The sequence below is a fragment of the Cellvibrio sp. pealriver genome, from assembly GCF_001183545.1.
Taxonomy (GTDB): Bacteria; Pseudomonadota; Gammaproteobacteria; order Pseudomonadales; family Cellvibrionaceae; genus Cellvibrio.
The window spans coordinates 3,118,780-3,139,931 of the sequence record NZ_KQ236688.1 but is presented as its reverse complement, the minus strand read 5'-3'; the positions used below and the strand labels follow the sequence as shown (position 1 = coordinate 3,139,931).

Genomic DNA, 21,152 nt, shown 5'->3' with positions numbered 1-21,152 from the left:
ATTCGCTCTCTTTTGATGGAGACCCGCTCACCGATGCTACCGAGCCTTCGGTGTTTGAGCGTCTGCCATTCAGCTTTGCTTCTGCCCATGGGGTGATGCTGGAAGAGCTGGCACCGGGGCTTATGCCGCGTGTGTTGCATAAACCCGGCCTCACGTTGGATGTGCTGCTGGAATTGCAGCGTATTCTTGGGCCTGATTTACAGCTGGAGGAGCTGCCTGCCGAGGATTTCCAAAAGCGCCTGACCCGCGAATACCAAAGTGGTGATGGTGCTGCCCAGCGTGCCGCCGAAGACTTGGGCAATGAGTTTGACTTGTCCTCCATGGCCGATGACCTTGCTGATCGCAGCGATTTGTTGGCTGGCGATGATGACGCTCCGATTATCCGTCTGATTAACGCCATCCTTTCCCAAGCGGTGCGTGAAGGTGCATCGGATATCCACCTTGAGCCGTTTGAAGATCGCGTATCAGTGCGTTTCCGCATTGACGGGGTACTGACCGAAGTGCTGTCGCCTAAGGCGGAATTGGCTCCGGTATTGGTATCGCGCCTGAAGGTAATGGCACGTTTGGATATTGCTGAAAAACGCCTGCCGCAGGATGGCCGTATTACCGTGCGCCTTGCTGGCCACGCGGTGGATATCCGTGTATCGACTATACCCTCTGCGTTTGGCGAACGTATCGTATTGCGTATTCTTGACCAAGCCGCTGGTCAGCTGCGTTTGGAGCAGTTGCAAATGCCGCAACTGGTATATGAGCGCCTGACCAAAAACCTGATCAAACCGCACGGCATTATTTTGGTAACCGGCCCCACGGGCTCCGGTAAAACCACCACGCTTTACGCCGGGTTGAGTCACATCAATACCCGCAGCCGCAACATTCTTACAATCGAAGATCCGGTTGAATATTTGCTGCCGGGGATTGGCCAGACGCAAGTGAACAGCAAGGTGGATATGACCTTTGCTCGCGGCCTGAGGGCGATTCTCCGCCAGGATCCGGATGTGGTGATGGTGGGTGAGATCCGCGACGGCGAAACCGCCGAGATTGCGATTCAGGCATCGCTCACCGGTCACCTGGTGTTATCGACCCTGCACACCAATACCGCCATTGGCGCAGTGCTGCGCTTGAAAGATATGGGTGTGGAGCCTTTCCTGTTGGCATCGAGCCTTGAAGTGGTGATGGCTCAGCGTTTGGTACGGGTGCTGTGCAGTCACTGTAAAGAGCAGTACATGCCGGTCGATTCCGAGCGCGATATGCTCAAGCTCCCGGCAGATACACCTATCTGGCGACCGGCTCCGAGCGGTTGTAAACACTGCAACCAGCAAGGGTATCGCGGCCGTAAGGGTATCTATGAGCTGATTGAAATTACCGAGCGCCTGCGTCACCTGATCCATGAGCAAGCGGGCGAACAGGAACTGTTGGCCGAAGCGCGCAAGTCCAGTCCATCGATGAGCGATGACGGACGCCAATGCGTACTGAACGGCATCACCAGCATTGAAGAAGTGCTGCGTGTCACTACTCAACTCTAACCTCGTTAACAGGCCGGCATCATGGGTGCGTACAGTTACAAAGCGCTGAACGAGGATGGCAAAGCCGTCAAAGGCATTCTTGAAGGGGATTCCGAGCGGCATATCCGCACGCAATTGCGCGCAAAAAAGCTGAAGCCGCTCGAAGTAGTCAGTGCTGCAGGCGATGCATCTGCCTCATCAACCAGTGAAAATACGTCTTTTGCTGCCGGTTTCCGTCGTCGTGCCAGCAAGCTAAGTACCCGCGATTTAAGTTTGATTACCCGCCAATTGGCCTCATTGGTAAAGTCCGGCTTGCCGCTGGACGAAGCCCTGCACGCCACCGCCAAGCAATCGCAGAAAGCCAATGTAAAACGGGTTGTCTTGCAGGTGCGCACCAAGGTTTTGGAAGGTTTTAGCCTGGCGCAGGCGCTGGGCGATAATCCGGCTGCATTTAATGACATGTATCGCGCTCTGGTGCGCGCTGGTGAAGGCTCGGGTTATTTAAGCCCGGTATTAGAGCGTTTGGCGGATTACACCCAAACCAGCCAGCAGCTGCAACAGCGCATCAAAATGGCCATGATTTACCCCATGGTTATGCTGGTGGTGAGCTTGGCGGTAATTGTCGCGCTGATGGTACTGGTTGTGCCCAAACTGGTGAAGATCTTTGAGCAAGGCAAGCGCGAATTGCCTGCCCTGACCGAAGGTATGATCGCCACCAGTAGTTTCTTGATGAATTACGGCTTGTACCTGTTGGTAGCATTGGTGGGTTTGTACTTCTTTGTGAAGAAACTCATGCGTGATCCCAAACGTTTGCGTGCCTGGCATGTGGTGCAACTCAAGCTGCCGGTGATCGGCGAGCTGGTCAAACAAATCAACTCGGCGCGCTTTGCTGCAACGCTCAGTTTGTTGTCTGCCAGTGGTGTACCGCTGTTGCAGGCGCTGAATATTTCCGGTCAGGTGATGACTAACAAAATCCTGCAAGAAGCTTGCGATACGGTTGCCGCCTCGGTACGTGAAGGTATGAGTTTGAGCCGAGCCATGGAAAATACCGGCCACTTCCCGCCATTACTGGTGCAGTTGGTGGCGAGTGGTGAAACCAATGGTACCCTGCCGCAACAGTTGGATAACGCCTCCAAAGATCAGGAGCGCGAACTGGAAATGATGCTGGGTGTGGCGATGGGGTTATTGGAGCCTGCAACGATTATTTTCATGGGGGGGGCGGTCTGTGTGATTGTATTGGCGATCCTGACCCCGATTTTTGAAATGACCAAGCTGGGTTAATACCGGCTTTCACGATTGATCGATTTTGATATTGGAGGAAACAGAAAAATGAGAACAAAAGAGATGCAAACAAGATCGGCCTTGAAACACCAGAGCGGTTTTACGCTGGTGGAAATCATGGTGGTAGTGATTATTATCGGACTGTTGGCCGGTATTGTAGTACCCAATGTGATGGATAACCTCGATAAAGCCAACGTGCAAAAAGCGCGTGCGGACTTCAGCTCGCTACAAACTGCTCTCAAGCTCTATCGCATCGATAACTTCAATTACCCGACTACCGAGCAAGGCCTTGAGGCGCTGGTCACCAAAACTTCTATCGCACCCGTGCCGCGCAATTTTAAAGCCAGCGGTTACATCGATAACCTCAACAAAGATCCATGGGGTAACGATTACCAGTACATGAGCCCGGCCGATGATGGCAAAGAGTACGATATTTACAGCTTGGGTGCGGATGGTGTGAGCGGTGGCGAAGGCCAGAATGCTGACATCAGTGTCTGGGATGAACAGTAATCCGAAGGCGTAAGCAGTGAAACCCACCGAGCGCGGATTTACCCTGATTGAAATCATTATTGTGGTTTTTATCATCGGTATGGCGGTGGGGGTGATTTCAGTGTCAGTGGGCGGTGATGATGCCGCTGACCTCGCACGTAAGGAAGCTGAAACATTTATGTTGCAAGGCTCCTACGTCGCCGAGCAATCGGTGCTTAAAGGCGAGACTCATGGGCTGTTTGTGGAATTGCGCCCGGCGCAGGACATTGATAGCAATGAACAGTGGTGCTACCGATGGCGCAGGGTGCGCGACCGCCAGTGGCAGGATGTGCCCGAGCTGGAACAACATTGCCTACCCGAGCAGTTGGCGATTGAGTTTGTGATCGACGATGAGTTGTGGGAGTACGATTCGGAGTTGGAGTATCAGGAGCCAGTCATGGGCTTTTTCCCCAGCGGCGATGGTTCCGGCGCAGTAGAGATCAGTATTTTTGCCAATGAACTGCAGGCAGACAATGATGTGGAAACCGAACAGTTCAAGCTGGACATGATGGGTGAACTGCATTGGTTAAGTGAAGAAAAACGCCTGGAAGAGGAGCAAAAAGGGCGATGACAATCCGCTCGTTTTGGTCTGCATACGGCAAAAAACAGCGTGGTTTTACCTTGCTGGAAGCCATGATTGCATTGGCGATTATCGCCATGGCTTTGCCAGCGCTGATTAATTTGGTCATGACGCAATTGGATGGCTCTGCCGCCATCCGCGATAAAACCTACGCCTACTGGGTAGCAGAAAACCAGCTGGCACGCGTGCGTTTACTCCAACAGCAAAAAATGAAAAAAGCCCTGACAAGTTACCAACTGCCGGAAAAAGATTCCGGTCTTGTGGATATGGCAGGCATGCGTTGGCAGTGGCAGTTGAAAACCATCGCCATGGAGAGCCTTCCGGTTCCCGGGTTCAAACGGGTTGAAATTTCGGTGCGGCTGATGGGGGCGGCTGATGGAGCTGTTTTGGGTGGTGGTACTGTTGATGAAGATCTGCCAGTACTGGCGATGCTGACGGGCTACATCAGCGACCCGGAACAGGTAACCACCCAATGAGTAGCCAGCGCCCACAACAGGGTTTTACCTTACTGGAAGTGCTGATTGCGCTGGTCATTTCTGCGCTGATTGCGGTGATGGCATTCCAATCGCTCAATGCTGCCAATAACGGCGCTGAACGCACCAATCAGGTTCTCAATGAGATTAACCAGATTGATCGGGCGTGGCAGATTATTGCGGCCGATTTACGCCACAGCATACCTTTGCCTGCGACTGCAGACAGGAACTGGGTATTCAGGGCGGAGAGCTTGCGCACCTCGGGCGAGAATTCGGATCAGGAGGTGTTGCTGTTCAAACGGCGCGGCTGGGTTAATTTTTCGAATCTGCCAAGAAGTGACTTACAAATCGTCAGTTACCGCGTCCTGGATGGCGAGCTATGGCGCGATTTTTTGCCTGAGCACAACCGTGATTTGGGTGATGTCGATCTGGAAGAAGATGGTTTTCATCAGCTATTGCTGAAAAATGTAAAAGACGTGCAGTTGCGGATGTTGCACCAGGGGGCGATTACCTCAAAAGGTAAATCTGCACTGGAGGATCGCGAATATTCCAATGATTGGCTGCAGTCATGGCCGGACAACAATCAACAAGGTGCCAACGGCTTGCCATTGGCAGTAGAGATCAGTATCGAACTTGAAGGAGTTGGCACCAGTGTGCGCCTCTTCGCATTGCCTGAACAACCGCAGTAGTCTGGTAGTGCCTATGGCGCATACGCAGCGGGGTACAGTACTGGTACTGGTGGTGCTGATTGTGGCGCTTATCGCCGGATTAAGTGTGAAATATGCCGCGCAATACCAGCTGGGTATGGCGCGTGCGGAGACCCGTTGGCATGGTGCCCAGGCGCGAGCCTTTCTGGAAGGCACAGAGGAAGTGGCTAAGTTGATGTTTCCTGATGGGGATATCGATTCCAATGTGGACGTATTGAGCGAACCCTGGAGCAGCGAGGTGCCAATTGAGGATGAAGGTGTCTCCGGCTTTGCGCGTCTGACAGATGCGACGACGCAACTGAATTTAAATGATCTGGCAAACCCTATTGATTTACAAAAGCCGGAGGGCGATCCAACCCGCTACTCTGAGGCGCAGCGACGGTTTATCCGGTTGTTACAAACCTTTCCGGATATGCCTCTCGATCAGGGGCAGGCAGAGTTTCTGACTGCCGCTGTGGTGGATTGGATTGATGGGGACGATGGCGAGTCAGGCGCTGGTGGTGCGGAAAGCAATTATTACCAAAGTTTGCCTGAGCCCTATTTATCGGCCAATACGAATTTCAAAACGGTTGACGAGCTGCGCATGGTGCGCGGTTTTAACGAAGCTCCCTTGCTGGTAACGCGGCTGTTGCCGTTTATTACGGCGTTGCCTGTGAATGATGCCGGTTTGAATATCAACACGCTGGATGTGACAGGCCCTGACGGCAAAGGCTTTAACAATGTGTTGGCAGCGATAAATGGCAAGGATGAACTGGTACCCACAAATCCTTCCGATATGGCGCAATTCATCGCCACTCGTCCTGAGGAGGGGTTCAAAGATGTACAGGCGGTAGTAGATGGCTGGAATACCATGTTCGCCGGAAAACCCTTGGATACCGCGGGGCTGAATATCAAAACCCAATTTTTCTGGCTTAACTCCAGTGTTCAGTTGGTTGACCAGCGCCGCAGTATGCGAAGCCTGATGAAGCGCGGTAATGAACCTGGCTCGTTGAGTGTTATCCAGCGCGATGATGTATTTGAATTCCCTACCGTCGTCCACGACGACGATGAAGAAGACGATGGCGAATTAGTGGAGTAAGTGCCAGCACGGGTATGGGTAGTGGTTTCCCTTGAGACCAACACGAACAAAAACAAGATAAACACAAGAGTTAGAGCAAATTATGTCCATGCAATTGGTGCTCTCTGTAGATACCTCCAATGACGGCAAAAGCCTGGCGAATAATTTCCGCTGGTGCTGGCTGGGCGCTGATGGCGTACCTGTTGATGCAGGTACCAGCGGCGACCGCGAGGCCTTGCGTGCTGCGCTGGGTGAAAGATCGGGCAATCCACAATCGGCCTGGTTGATACTGCCCGGCAGCCGGGTGAATACGCGCGAGCTGGAATACACCGAAAAAGAGAAAAAACATCTGCGCAACCTTCTGCCATTCCAGCTGGAAGATTCGGTAGTGGGCGATGTAGAAGAGTTGCATTTTGCGTTGGGTACACCGGCTAATGGCAAGGTGGTTGTCGCCTTTGCCGACAAAGTCTGGATGCAAGCGGCCTTTGCCGAGTTGGCTGCATTGGGTATCGAAGTCACCCGTTGTTGGACTGCGCCGCTGACCTTGCCGCTCGCGGCAGAGGCGACCGCCGCAGCCAATAGCTCCGACGCTAACAATCATTGGACATTGGGTCTGTACCAGCAGCAGGTATGCCTGCGTTATGCCAGTACCTTGGGTTTCAGTATCGCCCACACCCACGCGCGTCTGGCGCTACAAATGTTATTGCGCGAGCAAGAGCGGGTGGACAGTCTGCCCAGTTTGCATTTGCGTGCGGCCAATGAGTCGGATTTGGCGCTTCTGGAAGAAGCCATTCCGGCGGAATTACAGCCTTCTATTGCCTCGCGGACGCTTGCGGATGAATGGGCGCTGGATTTCGGCAGTAGCGCGATTGATCTGTGCCAGGGTGATTTTTCCCAGCGCCTGCCAATCGAGCGCTGGTGGAAACTCTGGCAATCGGTAGTCATATTTGCCGGTGTCTGTGTGGCGGCTTATGTGGGAACCCTGCTATTTGAAATTCATACGCTCGGGCGCGAGAACCTGAAGATCCGCCAGCAAATTGAAGCCGTTGCACGCTCGGTGATTCCCCAAGGGCGTATTGTCGATCCTGAAAAACAACTCAATAACCTGCTGAGGCAGAGCCAACCGGTAGATCAGTCGGTCAGTGTGATATCGCTGTTGGCGGTAGCCCTGCCGCAGATTACCCAGGAGCCTAGCGTGCAAGTCAAAGGTATTTCCTTTGCAAGCGAATCTGGCGAGCTGAATTTCAGCATCCAGGCAGACAGTTTCAGCGCCTTTGAATCGCTTAGCCAAAACCTGCGCAATCAGGGGCTTAACGCAGAGACCTCCAGCTTTAATGCGCAAGGTAATGTGCAGACTGCACGCCTGCGTGTGACTAAAAATCCTTAGTACCTCATCGGTATCGGCCTATGAACCAGTTACTTAATTTCCTGAATAAATATAACCGCCGCGAGCAGACCATGATTCTGGGCTGCGGTTTGGCTGTCATTCTCTACATGGTATGGCTGCTGGTATTTGTCCCTATCGAGAAAAAACGCGACCAACTGTTGTCAGCCAATACTGCAACGACGCAAACCCTTGGGCGGGTGCAGATTGTCGCAGCGCAAATCGAGCAGATGCGCAACCGTGGCGCTGCAGCCAGTACGGAAAATATCAACGGTTTAATTGATACCACGTTGCGCACCAATGGCCTCACCATGAGTGGTTTCCAGCCTGGTGCCAATGGCGAAGTGCGGGTGCGTCTGGATCGTGCAAATTACGAATCGCTGATGCAGTGGCTCTACGATCTGGAGTTTAAACAGGGGGTCAAAGTGAGCGACTTATCTATTGCGGCGACCAATGATCCGGGGCAAGTCACCGTTAACTTGCGTCTGCAAAAAACCAACTAACATTGCTAAAACGCCCAAGCCAAAAGCACCTGAGCCAGACTGAAATCATTTATGAACCCGATACCTGCTTTATTAAAAACCCACAAAAAACTCTGGATCTCCTTGGGCGTTTCGCTGTTTTTGATTTTTGTGATCAGCAGCATCCCGGCCGTATGGGGCGCTTACTTGCTCAGCCGTAGTTCGGGTTTGGCATTGAGTGGTGTGACGGGAACTATCTGGAATGGTCGGGCGAGTCTTGCCAGTTTGCCGCGCCCCGAGCGGGAGTATTCGCTTGGGCAATTAAGTTGGAGTCTGAGCCCGCTCTCATTACTGACGCTCTCCCCTTGCGCACATGTCAAAACCAATTTACCCGGGCAGCAATTTGAGGGTGATGTCTGTGGAGGTGCTGGTGGTGCAGTGAAACTGCGCAATGCCGACATATCCCTTCCTGTTGCCTTGGTTCAAACGAAGTTGCCAATCCCGGTGCAGGGGCAATTCTCTGCCCATATCGAGGAAATGGAATTGCGCGGGAATGTATTGCTCAAGCTTAAAGGCAAATTGACCTGGAATGGCGCGCGTGTAAATACCGGCGTTAACTGGTTGGATATAGGCAGTTACGCGGCCGAATTTACCGACAACGGCAGTAACGGAATCAGCGCCAAACTCTTTCATTTGGCAGGGCCGGTGGATGTGGACTTGCAAGTTGAATTGGCTGCGCCCAGTGGCGGCAAAGTGACGGGTGAGCTGGCTGCGCCCAGGGCGTTTTTTGAAGCAGCCAATGCGATGGATATGTTAGCGATGTTTGCTCAGGAAGACCGCGTTGACGACGAAGGCAAAACCCATTATCGCGTGGATATGAACCTGTAATGCTCCGCTTGGTTGTCGTCCTATTGGCGTGCGTCAGCTTGCCATTGCAGGCCAAATGGCACGGCGATGAACAAGACATCATGGGTACCAAAGTCAGTGTGGCTTTATGGTTGGATGATGACATCAAGGCTGAGCAGGCTGTGGCAGCGGCAATGGCAGAAATGCGCCGCATCGATGAGCACTTCAGTCCTTACATTGAAACCAGCGAGCTGTATCGCGCCAATCAATTAGCGCCCAAGGCCAGTGCCCAAAAGCAGCTGGCAATCTCACCGGAATTGGCAGCGATTATCGATAAATCGCTTTATTACAGCCGCTTGAGCGACGGCGCATTTGATATCACCTTCGCCTCACTCGCCCGCTATTACGATTACCGCAACAAGCTCTCGCCCAGCGAACAACAGCGCGAAGAACTTCTGCCCGCCATTAATTACCGCCTGATCCACCTCGATACCCAACGCAATACTGTCTGGTTTGCGCACCCCAAGGTGTATATCGATTTGGGCGGCATCGCCAAAGGCTATGCGGTCGATAAAGCCATTGAAATTGTGCAGTCCTTCGGCGTGAAGCATGCGAGCGTCACCGCCGGCGGCGACAGCCGGGTGATTGGCGATAAATTGGGTCGCCCATGGCTGGTGGGCATCAAAAACCCGCGCGCCGATGCCGTTGCGATTACCTTGCCGCTGGAAGATGTTGCAGTGTCTACATCGGGTGATTACGAACGTTATTTTATTAACGAGCAAGGCGAACGAGTTCATCACATCATCAACCCGCGCACGGGCAAATCAACCAATGGCGTCAACAGCGTCACGATTATTGGTCCACTCGGATTTGATACCGACCCGCTCTCGACCACCGTGTTTGTGATGGGCGCAGAGAAAGGATTGGCTTTAATCAACCGGCTACCCGGTTTTGATGCGGTCATTATCACCAGCGAAGGCAAAGTGCTTTACAGCAAAGGTTTGATGCCGCCTGAGTAAAGGCGTTTCCCCTCTGGTTATCTCCACTCAATTATTTAGGGTTTCATTTTTTATCTCATCTTTTTTTGTTCCATCATTTTTTATTTTATCTTTCAAGGAGCTGTAATGAAGTCGTGTATCGGAATTGCTGTGGTTAGCCTGTTGTTGGGGGCTTGTGGTGGCGGAGGCGGTGGAGGTTCATCGTCTGGTGGAGGAAACTCATCGCAATCCGGGGGTGAGGTTGTCAGCAACAGTTGCGGCAGCGATGGCGTTCTTTTCAAGGATTGCGTCAACAAAAATTGGGGCTCTTTAAAAGCCTGGGAGTATGAAATCAGAACGGGTCAGGGGCAGGGTTACACAACCGGAACCAACCCCAGTAATGTGCAGTGGAAAGAGGTTGATTCCCAGGCAGCAGGACACGGAAAGGTGTTGGAAATTAGCTATGGTGCCAAGACGGGGCATAGCAGCCAGGTTTATATCAATGTCGATCCTGTTGACCGCAGCGCTTATGCAACGGGCAAATTGAAATTTGATTTGAATGTACAAAGTTTTGGTGATGCCTACGATGCCCAGCGTGGGCAAATGCTGTTTGAAGTCATCGTTGAATGCGTGTGGCCTTGCACATCCCACTCCGCCAAGGTTCCGGTTAATTTTCTCAATCAATGGCAAACCGTCGAGCTCAATATTGCCGATATGGTGCGCGATGGTCTCGATTTGAAAAGAGTAGATACCGGGTTCCTGATTCGTCCGTCGATAGAAGACGGCGTACAAACTGGCGTTTCCTTCCAAGTGGATAATATCCAATGGGTAAAAGGTACAGGCAGTATCAGCGCAGCCAAGGATGTTTTCGCAGAGCACTTCAATACCCAGGATTCCGTCGGCAATTGGAAGTTTGTGACCTATGGTGGCGCTATTGCACAGAGCGAGAAATTTCTATCACAAGGGTTGGTCACTTTCCCTTACTGGATGAGCAGTATGGATCACTGGGCGCTGGAGCATGATCTTGGCAAAGCGATCAATATCAAAAACAAAGAAGTAAGTTTGCAGATTAAATTGGTATCGTCTGCCGCTCCGGATTTCAGGAGTCCGATAGAGTTTGCACTTATCGCAACCGATGGTGCTAATCGTCAGGCGTCCACCGAGCGTTTTAGTAGCCAGGGGATGATAGACAAACAATGGCAACAAGTGAGCACCCGTTTGGGGAGCAATTTTGCCGGTGGGTTTAATGCGGCAGATGTGCGCAAGCTTGCAGTACATATTTATGCAACCGACCATCCTTTGCCCTACGGCTATATCAATCTGGATACGATTCGTATCGCTGAATAAGTTTACCTCCTCATAAGTTCGCCCCTCCCTCGCTATTGCGTGCAGCAATAGCGGGGTTTTGCCCCTCCTCAAAAACCATCTAAACTTTTCCAGACTTGTCTTTGGTGGTTTCCTAAAGTCGCACTTTTTGCCCCAGCTTGTCACTTTTGTGCAGGGCTTGATCGTGCTCATAAAAAAATCACTCAAGCGCCAGATCAACTGTGCTCAGTGTCACATCCAAGATCCATATTGGCTTCTAGAATGATTTGCTCAAGGTGGCCATGAGTGCCAAACTCATGCAGCGGCGATGGGCGCGCAAACATAAAAAATCCGGAGAAAGACGATGATCCACCCTTTGCGCAAATTGCTGCGCCACTGGCTTCACCTCGCCGTATTCCTGCCGCTGTTCAGCAGTGCTCTGTCATTCGCGCAAGAGGCCGCAAGCGATGTTGAATCGCTCAAGGAATCGGTGCTGACCCTTAATCGCGATTTGCTGATTCTCGAAGAAGAGTTGTTGTATCCCGCCAGCAGCCAGATAGCGGTTTATGTATCGATGGATCTGGGCGCTTACTTTGCATTGGATGCGGTCAAGTTGGAGATCAACAACAAATTGGTCGCCAGCGAACTCTACACAGATAAACAAACCAAAGCGTTATTCCGCGGTGGTGTACAGCGTTTGTATATCGGCAATTTAAAAGCCGGTGAGCACGAAATCAGTGCGTTCTTTACCGGGCGCGGCCCCCAGCGCGATTACAAGCGCGGTGCAAAACTGGTTGTCACCAAAGCGCAGGATCCACTTGTGCTTGAATTACGTATTGTCGATTCCAGCGCACAATTGCAGCCCGTATTTGAAATCAAGCAATGGCAGATGTAATGCATAGCCTTGCTCGCTTTGGCCTTTTACTGTGTGCATTGAGTTGCATTGCTTCAACCTACGCCAAAGAAAAACCTAAAACCTCAGTGGCTGATTTGCGCTACGGCGTCGCGCTCTATCATTACTATCAGCAGGATTATGTTGCCGCGCTTGCCGAGTTAATGGTTGCCGATACGCGCGATGGTATTCAAGGACACAGTGATAATCCGGAATTAATTGCTGGTGGTGTCAGCCTTGCATTTGGTATGCAGCATCATGCCGAGGCGGTATTCACGCAAATTTTACAAGATGAACGTCGCCCGCAATCGGTGCGCGATGCCGCCTGGTTTTACTTGGGAAAGCTGCACTACACCCGTGGTAATTGGAGTGCAGCCGAACAAAGTTTTGCGCGTGTGAGTAAAGAATTTAAACCATCACTGCGTGCGCAAATGCAAGCGCTGCAACTCAATATCCGTATCCGCAATAATCAATATGCAGATCTTGCGTTGAATGATATTGACGAGGACGAATTGCGTTCATGGAATCCTTATGCGCTTTACAATCTGGGTGCAGCCCATGCGCGTCAGGGCAACTTTAAAACAGCGCAAGACTTTTTTAATGAGTTGGCCGATATCGATATTAGCGACAACCCACTGCGTAAAAAAGAACAGTGGGCACTGCAAGACAAAGCCTACACCGCCATCGGTTATACCTATCTCTCGGAAAAAAAATACGCTGCGGCAATACGTGAATTTACCAAAGTGCGGCTCGATGGCATTTACGCCAACCAGGCATTATTAGGTTACGGTTGGGCTGCTGTCGCGCAAGAAGAATACGATGAAGCCCTGCGCCCTTGGCAATTGCTACGCACGCGCAGTTTGATGTATCCCGCCGTACAGGAATCATTGCTTGCACTGCCTTTTGCGTATGAAAAATTACAGGCGCAAGGTGAAGCTATTGCTGCCTACCAAACGGCGGAAGAATTGCTGGTGCGCGAATTACAATTAATCCGCGACATGCGCGCAACCCTCACAGCAGAAGAATTGTTAACCGTGGTTGGCAGTGACCCTGTTCCTGCCGAAGAAGCTAATGCTCTTCTACGAGGTAATCATAGTAATAAAGTGGAAGGCGGTGAATCCGATGCGGGCGCGCTCACTGCAGTTGTCACCGATGACGGACAAAACTGGTTGAAGTTGGATAGCACCAGTATTATCAAAACCCGCTCTGCCTACCTCAATGAATTATTTGCCAAAAATACATTCCAGACTGCCGTGCTTGATTTGCGCGATCTACTGCGGTTGCAATCACTATTACAGCAATGGTTGCCCAAGTTAGATGCCTATCAGGAATTGCTTTTGCAAAAACAAAATATCCGTAACCGACAAGATCAAATGTTGAAGCAAGATGTGATTGGCCAGCAAGCGCAAAAATTGCAAGCGGCGCGCGATCAATTGGCGCAGCGTTTGGCACAAATCGATAGTGGCGAAAACTACATCGCCCTGGCCGATGACGACACGCGATCGCTGTATGAACGCGTGGAAAAAGGCCAGCAAACCATCGCGCGCATGAAAGTCGCAGGGCAAGACACTGCTGAGCTGGAGCGCCGTATTGCAATGTTTGGTGGGATATTGTTATGGAATGCCGCACAGGAATATCCGGCGCGCCTTGCTGCGCAGCAAGCAGAATTAAAAGCGATTGATCAATCGCTAGAAAGTATTGCCAAAACGCGCCTCCACATTGAAGACATCACCGCAACCAGCATGGACATCCAGCCAACACTTGCGCGCTTGCAAGTACTGCAAAAAGAAGTTGCCGATAAGTTATCAAATACCGATACCCTGCTTGCTCGCCAAACACAATTGTTGCGTACCCAGGTTGACCAGCAACTCGCGGCACATGAAAAGCGCCTGAATAATTATTTGGCGCAGGCGCACCTTGCGGTAGCGCGCTTGTACGATGCCGAGTTAAGGAAGCAACCAGAATGAAGCACCTTAACCAACCACTTTTCCGCATTTCCATGCTCGCATTACTCGTGAGCGGATTAATACAACTACAAGGCTGTAGTGTTGTCGGTTTGGGCGATGATGGCCGTGGAAAAACCCTGGCCGATTTACCGGCTGCAAAAATTCCCGATGGTAAAGCCAAAGTAGAAGTTGTTGATATGGCGCGCATCGAACAAAGTTACCAGCGCGCATTGGCGGCAGCGGAAGATCCTGCATTGCGCCAACAAATTATGGTGCGCTTGGCTGACCTTGAAATGGCGCGCGCCGAAAAGGCCCAGCTGGACGCATCAGATCTGCGCCGTTTTTACGATAAGCCCGTTGCGATGTATCGCGAGCTGTTAAAAATGCAGGCGGAAAATCCGCAGCCCGTCAAAGGGATTGAGGCAGATCAGCTGCGCTATAAATTGGCTAAAGCGATGTCGCTCGATGGGCGCAACGACGAAGCCTCGCAAGTGTTGGATCAATTGGCGGGCACCAATCCCAATTCTGCGTTTATGGCAGAAACACAATTCCGTCGCGCCGAAAAATCCTTTTCCGATGGCGATTACGCAGCTGCAGAGCGCAACTACGATGCGGTGGTAAAAGGAAATAATCCCGAACTCAAACAAAATGCGCTGTACATGAAAGGCTGGGCGCAATTCAAGCGCGGTGATTATGATCTTGCACTGAAATCTTTTGCGCTAGTACTCGATCAACTCATCGGGCATGCCCCGAGCGCGAATGATGTTGATGCAACACTCGCCGATATAGGCGCATCCAAAGCGAACCTGGTAAAAGATACCTTGCGTGTAATGGGTTTGTCGCTGTCTTATTTGGACGGGGCAAAATCCATCAGTCAATTGCAAACAGAATTAGGCGGTGGCCGCGTTTACGAATATTTGTTGTATCAACAATTAGGGCAGTTGTATCTCGATCAAAAACGCTACACCGATAGCGCCGAAACCTATCAACATTTTGTGCAACACAATGCCAATTCTGATTTTGCACCCAGCTTCAGTATCAAAGTGATTGATGTTTATCAGCAGGGTGATTTCCCTACCTTGGTACTGCCTGCAAAACAGGATTTTGCTGAGCGTTACGGAATTAGTAGTAATTATTGGACGCAACGCAAAGGCGCAATTGGCGATAACGCGTTGGCGTATTTACACCAGTCGCTGCAAGAACTGGCGCAATTTGAGCACGCTCAGGCACAGACATTAAAAGCGGCAAAAAATCCGGAGGCGACAGTAGCATTTGGTCGCGCTGCAAAATGGTATCGCGAATTTGTAGAAACCTTTTCCAAGGATGCACAAGTTGCCGAGATGACATTTCTGTTAGCTGAGTCGCTTAATGAAGCAGGTGATTTACCCGCTGCGATGGATGCCTATGAGCAGGTCGCTTACGGTTACATGGATAAATTGCGCGGTGCAGATTCCGGGTACGCAGCAATTTTATTGCCGCAGCAATTAATTCAGTCGGCACGCAGTTTGCCCGATAACCGTTTACAAGAATGGCAAAATCGTAAAATTCAAAATGCGTTGAATTTTGCCGATGTATACAGAACTGATCCGCGCGCGGTTTTGGTGCTTGCAGAAGCAGCAAATGATTTGCTGCAGCAAGAGCGTTACGATGATGCCAAAATGGTGGCCGAGCGCGTTATTGAGTGGCAGCCGCCCGCCGAAGGAAAATTATTATTTTCCAGTTGGTTGATCCTCGGGCACAGCCGTTTTGAAACCAAAGAATATGCCGCTGCAGAGCAGGCGTATTTTCAAGTGTTAAATTTATTGCCTGCCTATGGCAACGCGCCCGGCGCGCCGAATGCACAGCAAGTGCGTGAGCGTATTGCGGCCAGCATTTACCAACAAGCGCAAGCCAGTTTGGAGTTTGGCGATAAAGATTCTGCTGTCGCACAACTGTTGCGTATAACCCAAGTCACGCCGGATACTGAAATTGCCATTAAAGCGCAATACGACGCAGGCGTGTATTTGATTGAGCAGGAAAAATGGGCGCAAGCTGAAAATGTGTACTTAGGTTTCCGCAAAAAATATCCCAGCCATCAATTAGCATCTACCTTGCCTGCGAAAATGGTATTGATTTACCAAAACCAAAATAAATGGCAACAAGCGGCCGATGAATTGGTGGTGATGGAGCGCACCAGCACTGACCCTGATGTCAAACGCCAATCGCTGTACATGGGCGCTGAGCTGTATGAAAAATCCGGCAAGCGCGCGCAAGCCATCGAGCAGTATCGCCGTTATGCAACAGAATATCCGCGCCCGCTCGCGAATAATCTGGAAGCGCAATTTAAATTAACAGAGCTATATGAATTGGCAGGCGATAAAGCCAAGCGGTTGTATTGGTTGCAAAATATTATTAACACGCACAATCGCGCCGGCGCAGACAAAACAGATCGCTCCACCTGGATGGCTGCAAGTGCACAAACAGAATTGGCACAAGCATCTTACGATGAATTTACCCGCATCCAATTAACCCTGCCGCTCAAAAATAGTTTGCAGCGTAAGCGCGCTGCAATGGAAAAAGCGTTAAAAGCGCAAGAACAAATATTGGCATTCGGGGTGGGTGAATTTACCACTGAAGCGAGTTTTAAAATTGGCGAAGTCTACGCGCAATTGAGCCGTGACCTTATGAATTCCCAGCGGCCAAAAGACCTTGATGATCTGGCGCTTGAGCAATATGAAATTCTGTTGGAAGAACAAGCTTATCCGTTTGAAGAAAAAGCGATAGAAATCCATCAGGCTAATGCGCAGCGCAGTTGGAAAGGCACCTACGATACAGGTGTGAAACGCAGTTTTGATGCGCTCGCTAAATTGTTACCGGCGCGCTACAACAAAATGGAATCGCGTGTGGAGGTGAGTAATGAGATTCACTAATCACATCGCAACAATTGTTATTGTTGGCTTTCTATCTGCCTGCTCCTCATCGCCAGCTAAAAAAAGCGACGCGCAATCCGATAAGGAAAACACACCCGCTTTGTCCGAAAGTGTTGAAGCGGGTGCATCCATATTACCTGCTGGTCCTGTAACGCCTAACCCGTATTTACAAAATCGTCCATCCGTGAGCCGTGCCGCACAACAATCATTTGCCGATGCAACACGGGCCATGCGCAATAAGCAGTGGGCGCTAGCACAATCCCATTTGGAAAAAGTGATTGCGGAAAATAACAAATTGTCGGGTGCGCATCTTAATTTAGGGTTGGTATATCGCGCGCAACAAGAAAATAAACGCGCTGAGCAAGCATTCAACGATGCCATCATGGCCAATCACACCAATCTGGATGCCTATAACCAACTGGCTATTTTGCAGCGTGAAGCCGGTAAATTTTCTGAAGCAGAAAGCAATTACAAAAAAGCCTTAAGCATCTGGCCATTTCATGCCGAGAGCCATAAAAATATCGCCATACTTTACGATTTATATATGGGCAAAAGCGCAGAGGCTTTGCCGCATTATGAGGCGTATTTGCAATTGCGTGGCGGCGATGACAAACAGGTTGTCAGTTGGATTGCCGATTTGCAGCGTCGCTTGGGTATAGCACCCAAGCCAAAAAAAGCGGCCGTATCCGAGCCAGTACAAGCTCCGTTGACGAACGATGTTGGCGAGTTTGGTATTAATCAGGCTGATGATAAAGACCGGATTGATGATAAAGACCAGACTGGTGAAAAAGAACAAGCTGGTGAAAAAGAGGAAGCCAGTGATGAATAAATTATTGTTAGTGCTGGTGTGTTTTTTATTTGTATTAACAGCGCAAGCGCAGGATGCCGCGCAAGAAAAAACCGCAGGCAATACAGAGGCGGCCAGCTCTGCACAATCCTCTGAAAAACCATCGGCTCCGGCGGGTAAACAAATGATCCGTGAAGCCAATATTAATCTGCAAACAACCGTGACCGGAAATCAGGAGCAACCGCGGGTGATGTACATATTGCCTTGGCAATCACCGTTAAGCCCTGATCTGGAAATGGAAATGTTAAGCAGCCAGGAAGATGCGATATTCGGGCACATTGAGCGCGATGAAATGCAGCGCAGTTTGGAGGCGGCAGGCGAACTGGATCAGCCAGATGAGTAAGTATTGATGTAAATTGGATTCATTATTTTATACATTATTTTTTTGTTTTCTTTTTTTCGAGGTTAATAAGGTTATGGATACTCTGATTCGTTTTTTTCAAGAAGGCGGTGCCTTTATGTATCCCATCGCGGTGGTATTGGTGGTGGGGTTGGCAATCGCTGTTGAACGTTGGGTTGTATTGTCATCGGCCAAAAGTTCCAACCGTCAGGCGTTTGATCGCATATTGCCGATGTTGCAGAAGAAAGATTACGCGGGTGTAATCAATTTGGGCAAAAGTGTTGATGCACCGATTGCACGTATTATCGCAGCGGGTATCGCACGTATGGCGCAGTCACCGCGCCGTGATGATGTTGAATTGGCGATGGAAGAAGGTGTGATGGAAGCTATGCCGCGTTTGGAAAAACGTACGCCTTATTTAGCAACACTCGCCAATATTTCTACGCTGCTTGGATTGTTGGGCACCATCATCGGTTTGATTCAGGCATTTACCGCCGTGGCCAGTGCAGACCCCGCTGAAAAAGCGGCGCTCTTGTCTTCATCTATTGCGGTCGCGATGAACACCACTGCGTTTGGTTTGGTCGCGGCGATTCCTCTGCTGCTGATTCACTCCATGCTGCAAAGTAAAACCACTGAAATTATCGATAGCCTTGAAATGGCCGGTGTGAAATGCCTGAACATCATCACCCATGTGCAAGATGTTCCGCGCACGCGCACTCAGGATACTTCTGCTGCAAAACCACAAGCGGCGCAATAAGCGTTTAACGGGCTAACGAATAGGATTTACACCTATGCGCATTAAACGGCGATTTAAAGAGGACGCAGACCTCGACATTACTTCCTTTATGAATTTGATGATCATATTGGTACCGGTATTGTTGATGAGTATGGTGCTCGCGCGCACGACCGTATTGGATTTGAAATTGCCGGATATGGCAGATTCCAGCACGCCACCTACGGAAGAGCCGCCGCAGCAATTGGAATTAATTATTCGCGCTGACAAATTTGAAGTGAATTATCCGGCGGGGATAAAACTTAAGTGGATTGAAAAGACACCTGCAGGCGAATACGACTACACGATGCTCGCAAGTGTGCTGCAGGAAACCAAACGTCTGTTGGAAGATAAAGGTATCCAGAAAAAAGATATTTATATTCTTTCGGAAAAAGAAACAGATTACCAAACGCTGGTGAGCACTATGGATACGGTGCGTTCATTCAAAGCTGTCGTTGCTGCATCGGTTGTGGATGCAGAATTATTTCCGGAAATTGCCTTGGGTGATGCACCGCCACCAGGAGAATCAACCGGTCTTGTAGCGCCTGCTGCAGGAGGGTCGCAATGAAGCAATCGCTGCGCGCCAAGCGTATGGCAAAACATCACCGTCGTTTGAATCAGGCATCCAAATTAAATTTGGTGTCGCTGATGGATATTTTTACCATTCTGGTATTTTTCCTGTTGGTAAATTCCGGTGATGTAGAAGTTTTACAGGCAGATAAAAGCATCAAATTACCGGCATCGGTTTCCGAGCAAGTGCCGGAAAATAATTTGCTGGTCGTTGTGAGCGCAACCGATGTAATGGTCGGCGGGCGCAGTGTGGGCAAAGTGACGGAATTGTTGGCCAGTACGGATGATAAATTTATCCCGCTTGAAACGGAGTTGAAATATCAGGCGCAGAAAGCGGGTCCGTTAAAACCGGAAGAGGAATTAACGGGTCGCCCTGTAACTATCATGGCTGACCAGAAGCTGCCTTATGCAACTCTGAAAAAAATCATGGCAACCTGTGCAGCAGCAGAGTATCGCGCCATATCACTTGCAGTGACGCAAAAAGACATTAGCGCCGATGCGGGAGGAGGCTGATATGGCCACTAGCCCACTGTTTAATCTGGCGCTGCCCTGGAGCTCGTCCATCGAAGACGACAAACGCTTTACCAAAATCCTGTCGGGATTTTTGGTGGCGATGGTGGTGGCGAGTGTGATTGTCACATTGGTCAATGTGCCTGACATCGCGCGCGAGGAAAAAGAAAAGTTGCCGCCACAATTGGCGCGCGTGGTGCTGGAAAAACAGGAGTTGCCACCGCCCAAACCGGTTGAGCCCCCAAAACCGGAAGAGAAAAAGCCGGAGCCAAAACCCGAAGAGGTAAAACCGGAGCCCAAGCCTGTTGAAAAGCCCAAAGAGCCAGTAAAAGCGCCACCGAAACAAACCGTGGAAAAAGCGCGCGAGCAAGCGGAAAACAGCGGTGTTATGCAGTTTAAAGATGACCTCGCTGAAATGCGCGATATGCTGCAAACCTCAGCGGTAGAAACGGCAGCAACCACCGTAACTAATAGCACGGGTGAAGCTGCGCAGGTTGATCGCGCTATGCTGACTAGCACAGCCAAAAAAGCCAGCGGCGGCATCAATACCGCAAACCTCAGCCGCGATACCGGCGGTGTTGCGCTGTCCGGGCGTGAGACCACCAAAGTCAAAAGCGGCCTTGCCGATGGCACTAAAAAATCCGGCCAGGCAACGGCGGGTAATAGCAATGGTGCAGGGGGAGCGGCGCGCAGCGAGGAAGAAATCCGCAAAATTATGGAGCAGCATAAAGGCGCTATTTATTCGATTTACAATCGTGCCTTGCGCCAGAATGCTGCACTTGAAGGCAAGATGGTGGTGAAAATCGTCATCGATCCCAATGGTCGTATAGTTGAAGCTACGCTGGTATCCAGCGAACTGGGTGATAGCGATCTGGAAGCGAAGATCCTGTTGCGCATCAAACAGATCGTTTTCCCTGCATCCAATGTGGCAAGAACAACGCTCAACCAGACTTTTGATTTCCTGCCCCAGTAGTTTTCCATCCTTCCAGAGCCCCGGTTTACCGGGGTTTTTTATAGCTGCCCCAATAATCTTCTGATTTTGTGATCCTTTGCGGCAATTTATGTGTCGCACCCTTGTGTCATATCTAAAAATTTGGCGAGACTTATAATGGATTTATTGAAACCGGTTACATTTATGTGGATAATATTGTCGCTAATGTCTTTTTATTCATTAATTTAGTATTGCAAACGGTTACTTTTTGCGTGTGAAAGTTATCTTATGGTGGCGGAAGGCGCGGAGTCCTGAGCAGTCCTATTGAATGATG

The 21,152-nt window shown here is 50.5% G+C and carries 21 protein-coding genes; all 21 read left to right on the top strand.

Annotation, left to right across the window (positions count from 1 at the left end):
- Nucleotides 1-50: 50 nt before the first annotated feature.
- The 21 genes from gspE to VC28_RS13555 all read left to right on the top strand — a co-directional run bounded on the left by gspE (nt 51) and on the right by VC28_RS13555 (nt 20,860).
- The gene (gene gspE, locus VC28_RS13655; RefSeq protein WP_197085603.1) at nt 51-1,523 is read left to right on the top strand and encodes a type II secretion system ATPase GspE; all 1,473 of its coding nucleotides are present in this window, start codon (nt 51-53) and stop codon (nt 1,521-1,523) included.
- Nucleotides 1,524-1,544: 21 nt separating this feature from the next.
- Nucleotides 1,545-2,783 carry a type II secretion system inner membrane protein GspF gene (gspF, locus tag VC28_RS13650; RefSeq protein ID WP_049631117.1) on the top strand — a complete coding sequence of 413 codons (1,239 nt, stop codon included), beginning with the start codon at nt 1,545-1,547 and terminating at the stop codon, nt 2,781-2,783.
- Between the two features lie 48 nt (nt 2,784-2,831).
- Nucleotides 2,832-3,293 carry a type II secretion system major pseudopilin GspG gene (gspG, locus tag VC28_RS13645; RefSeq protein ID WP_304413525.1) on the top strand — a complete coding sequence of 154 codons (462 nt, stop codon included), beginning with the start codon at nt 2,832-2,834 and terminating at the stop codon, nt 3,291-3,293.
- A gap of 16 nt (nt 3,294-3,309) precedes the next feature.
- On the top strand, nt 3,310-3,882 hold the full coding sequence (locus VC28_RS13640) for a prepilin-type N-terminal cleavage/methylation domain-containing protein (protein ID WP_049631116.1): 573 nt from the start codon (nt 3,310-3,312) through the stop codon (nt 3,880-3,882).
- Entirely contained in the window at nt 3,879-4,367 is a 489-nt protein-coding gene (gene gspI, locus VC28_RS13635) for a type II secretion system minor pseudopilin GspI (RefSeq protein WP_049631115.1), read from the top strand. Before VC28_RS13640 ends, gspI begins: the two co-directional genes overlap by 4 nt.
- Nucleotides 4,364-5,053: a type II secretion system minor pseudopilin GspJ gene (gene gspJ, locus VC28_RS13630; RefSeq protein ID WP_049631114.1), complete on the top strand. Its 690-nt coding sequence runs from the start codon at nt 4,364-4,366 to the stop codon at nt 5,051-5,053. Before gspI ends, gspJ begins: the two co-directional genes overlap by 4 nt.
- Nucleotides 5,016-6,149: a type II secretion system minor pseudopilin GspK gene (gspK, locus tag VC28_RS13625; protein ID WP_231591762.1), complete on the top strand. Its 1,134-nt coding sequence runs from the start codon at nt 5,016-5,018 to the stop codon at nt 6,147-6,149. The genes gspJ and gspK overlap by 38 nt, the downstream gene beginning before the upstream one ends.
- An 82-nt stretch (nt 6,150-6,231) precedes the next feature.
- On the top strand, nt 6,232-7,515 hold the full coding sequence (gspL, locus tag VC28_RS13620) for a type II secretion system protein GspL (RefSeq protein ID WP_049631112.1): 1,284 nt from the start codon (nt 6,232-6,234) through the stop codon (nt 7,513-7,515).
- A gap of 20 nt (nt 7,516-7,535) precedes the next feature.
- On the top strand, nt 7,536-8,015 hold the full coding sequence (gspM, locus tag VC28_RS13615; protein ID WP_049631111.1) for a type II secretion system protein GspM: 480 nt from the start codon (nt 7,536-7,538) through the stop codon (nt 8,013-8,015).
- A gap of 51 nt (nt 8,016-8,066) precedes the next feature.
- Nucleotides 8,067-8,861, top strand: a complete 795-nt coding sequence (gspN, locus tag VC28_RS13610) for a type II secretion system protein N (RefSeq protein ID WP_049631110.1) — start codon at nt 8,067-8,069, stop codon at nt 8,859-8,861.
- Entirely contained in the window at nt 8,861-9,838 is a 978-nt protein-coding gene (locus VC28_RS13605) for an FAD:protein FMN transferase (protein ID WP_049631109.1), read from the top strand. The genes gspN and VC28_RS13605 overlap by 1 nt, the downstream gene beginning before the upstream one ends.
- A 105-nt stretch (nt 9,839-9,943) precedes the next feature.
- The gene (locus VC28_RS13600; RefSeq protein ID WP_049631108.1) at nt 9,944-11,143 is read left to right on the top strand and encodes a hypothetical protein; all 1,200 of its coding nucleotides are present in this window, start codon (nt 9,944-9,946) and stop codon (nt 11,141-11,143) included.
- Nucleotides 11,144-11,465: 322 nt separating this feature from the next.
- Nucleotides 11,466-11,996 carry a hypothetical protein gene (locus VC28_RS13595; RefSeq protein ID WP_049631107.1) on the top strand — a complete coding sequence of 177 codons (531 nt, stop codon included), beginning with the start codon at nt 11,466-11,468 and terminating at the stop codon, nt 11,994-11,996.
- On the top strand, nt 11,996-13,960 hold the full coding sequence (locus VC28_RS13590; protein ID WP_231591760.1) for a hypothetical protein: 1,965 nt from the start codon (nt 11,996-11,998) through the stop codon (nt 13,958-13,960). The genes VC28_RS13595 and VC28_RS13590 overlap by 1 nt, the downstream gene beginning before the upstream one ends.
- Nucleotides 13,957-16,848, top strand: coding sequence for a tetratricopeptide repeat protein (locus VC28_RS13585; RefSeq protein WP_231591758.1), 2,892 nt, complete (start codon nt 13,957-13,959; stop codon nt 16,846-16,848). The genes VC28_RS13590 and VC28_RS13585 overlap by 4 nt, the downstream gene beginning before the upstream one ends.
- Complete coding sequence (locus VC28_RS13580; RefSeq protein WP_082191539.1) at nt 16,835-17,677, top strand: tetratricopeptide repeat protein; 843 nt, start codon at nt 16,835-16,837, stop codon at nt 17,675-17,677. The genes VC28_RS13585 and VC28_RS13580 overlap by 14 nt, the downstream gene beginning before the upstream one ends.
- Nucleotides 17,670-18,038, top strand: coding sequence for a hypothetical protein (locus VC28_RS13575; protein WP_049631106.1), 369 nt, complete (start codon nt 17,670-17,672; stop codon nt 18,036-18,038). Before VC28_RS13580 ends, VC28_RS13575 begins: the two co-directional genes overlap by 8 nt.
- A 73-nt stretch (nt 18,039-18,111) precedes the next feature.
- Complete coding sequence (locus VC28_RS13570; RefSeq protein ID WP_049631105.1) at nt 18,112-18,792, top strand: MotA/TolQ/ExbB proton channel family protein; 681 nt, start codon at nt 18,112-18,114, stop codon at nt 18,790-18,792.
- A gap of 34 nt (nt 18,793-18,826) precedes the next feature.
- Entirely contained in the window at nt 18,827-19,375 is a 549-nt protein-coding gene (locus VC28_RS13565; RefSeq protein WP_049631104.1) for an ExbD/TolR family protein, read from the top strand.
- On the top strand, nt 19,372-19,890 hold the full coding sequence (locus tag VC28_RS13560; RefSeq protein WP_049631103.1) for an ExbD/TolR family protein: 519 nt from the start codon (nt 19,372-19,374) through the stop codon (nt 19,888-19,890). The genes VC28_RS13565 and VC28_RS13560 overlap by 4 nt, the downstream gene beginning before the upstream one ends.
- Nucleotide 19,891: 1 nt before the next feature.
- On the top strand, nt 19,892-20,860 hold the full coding sequence (locus VC28_RS13555) for an AgmX/PglI C-terminal domain-containing protein (protein WP_049631102.1): 969 nt from the start codon (nt 19,892-19,894) through the stop codon (nt 20,858-20,860).
- Nucleotides 20,861-21,152: the final 292 nt, after the last annotated feature.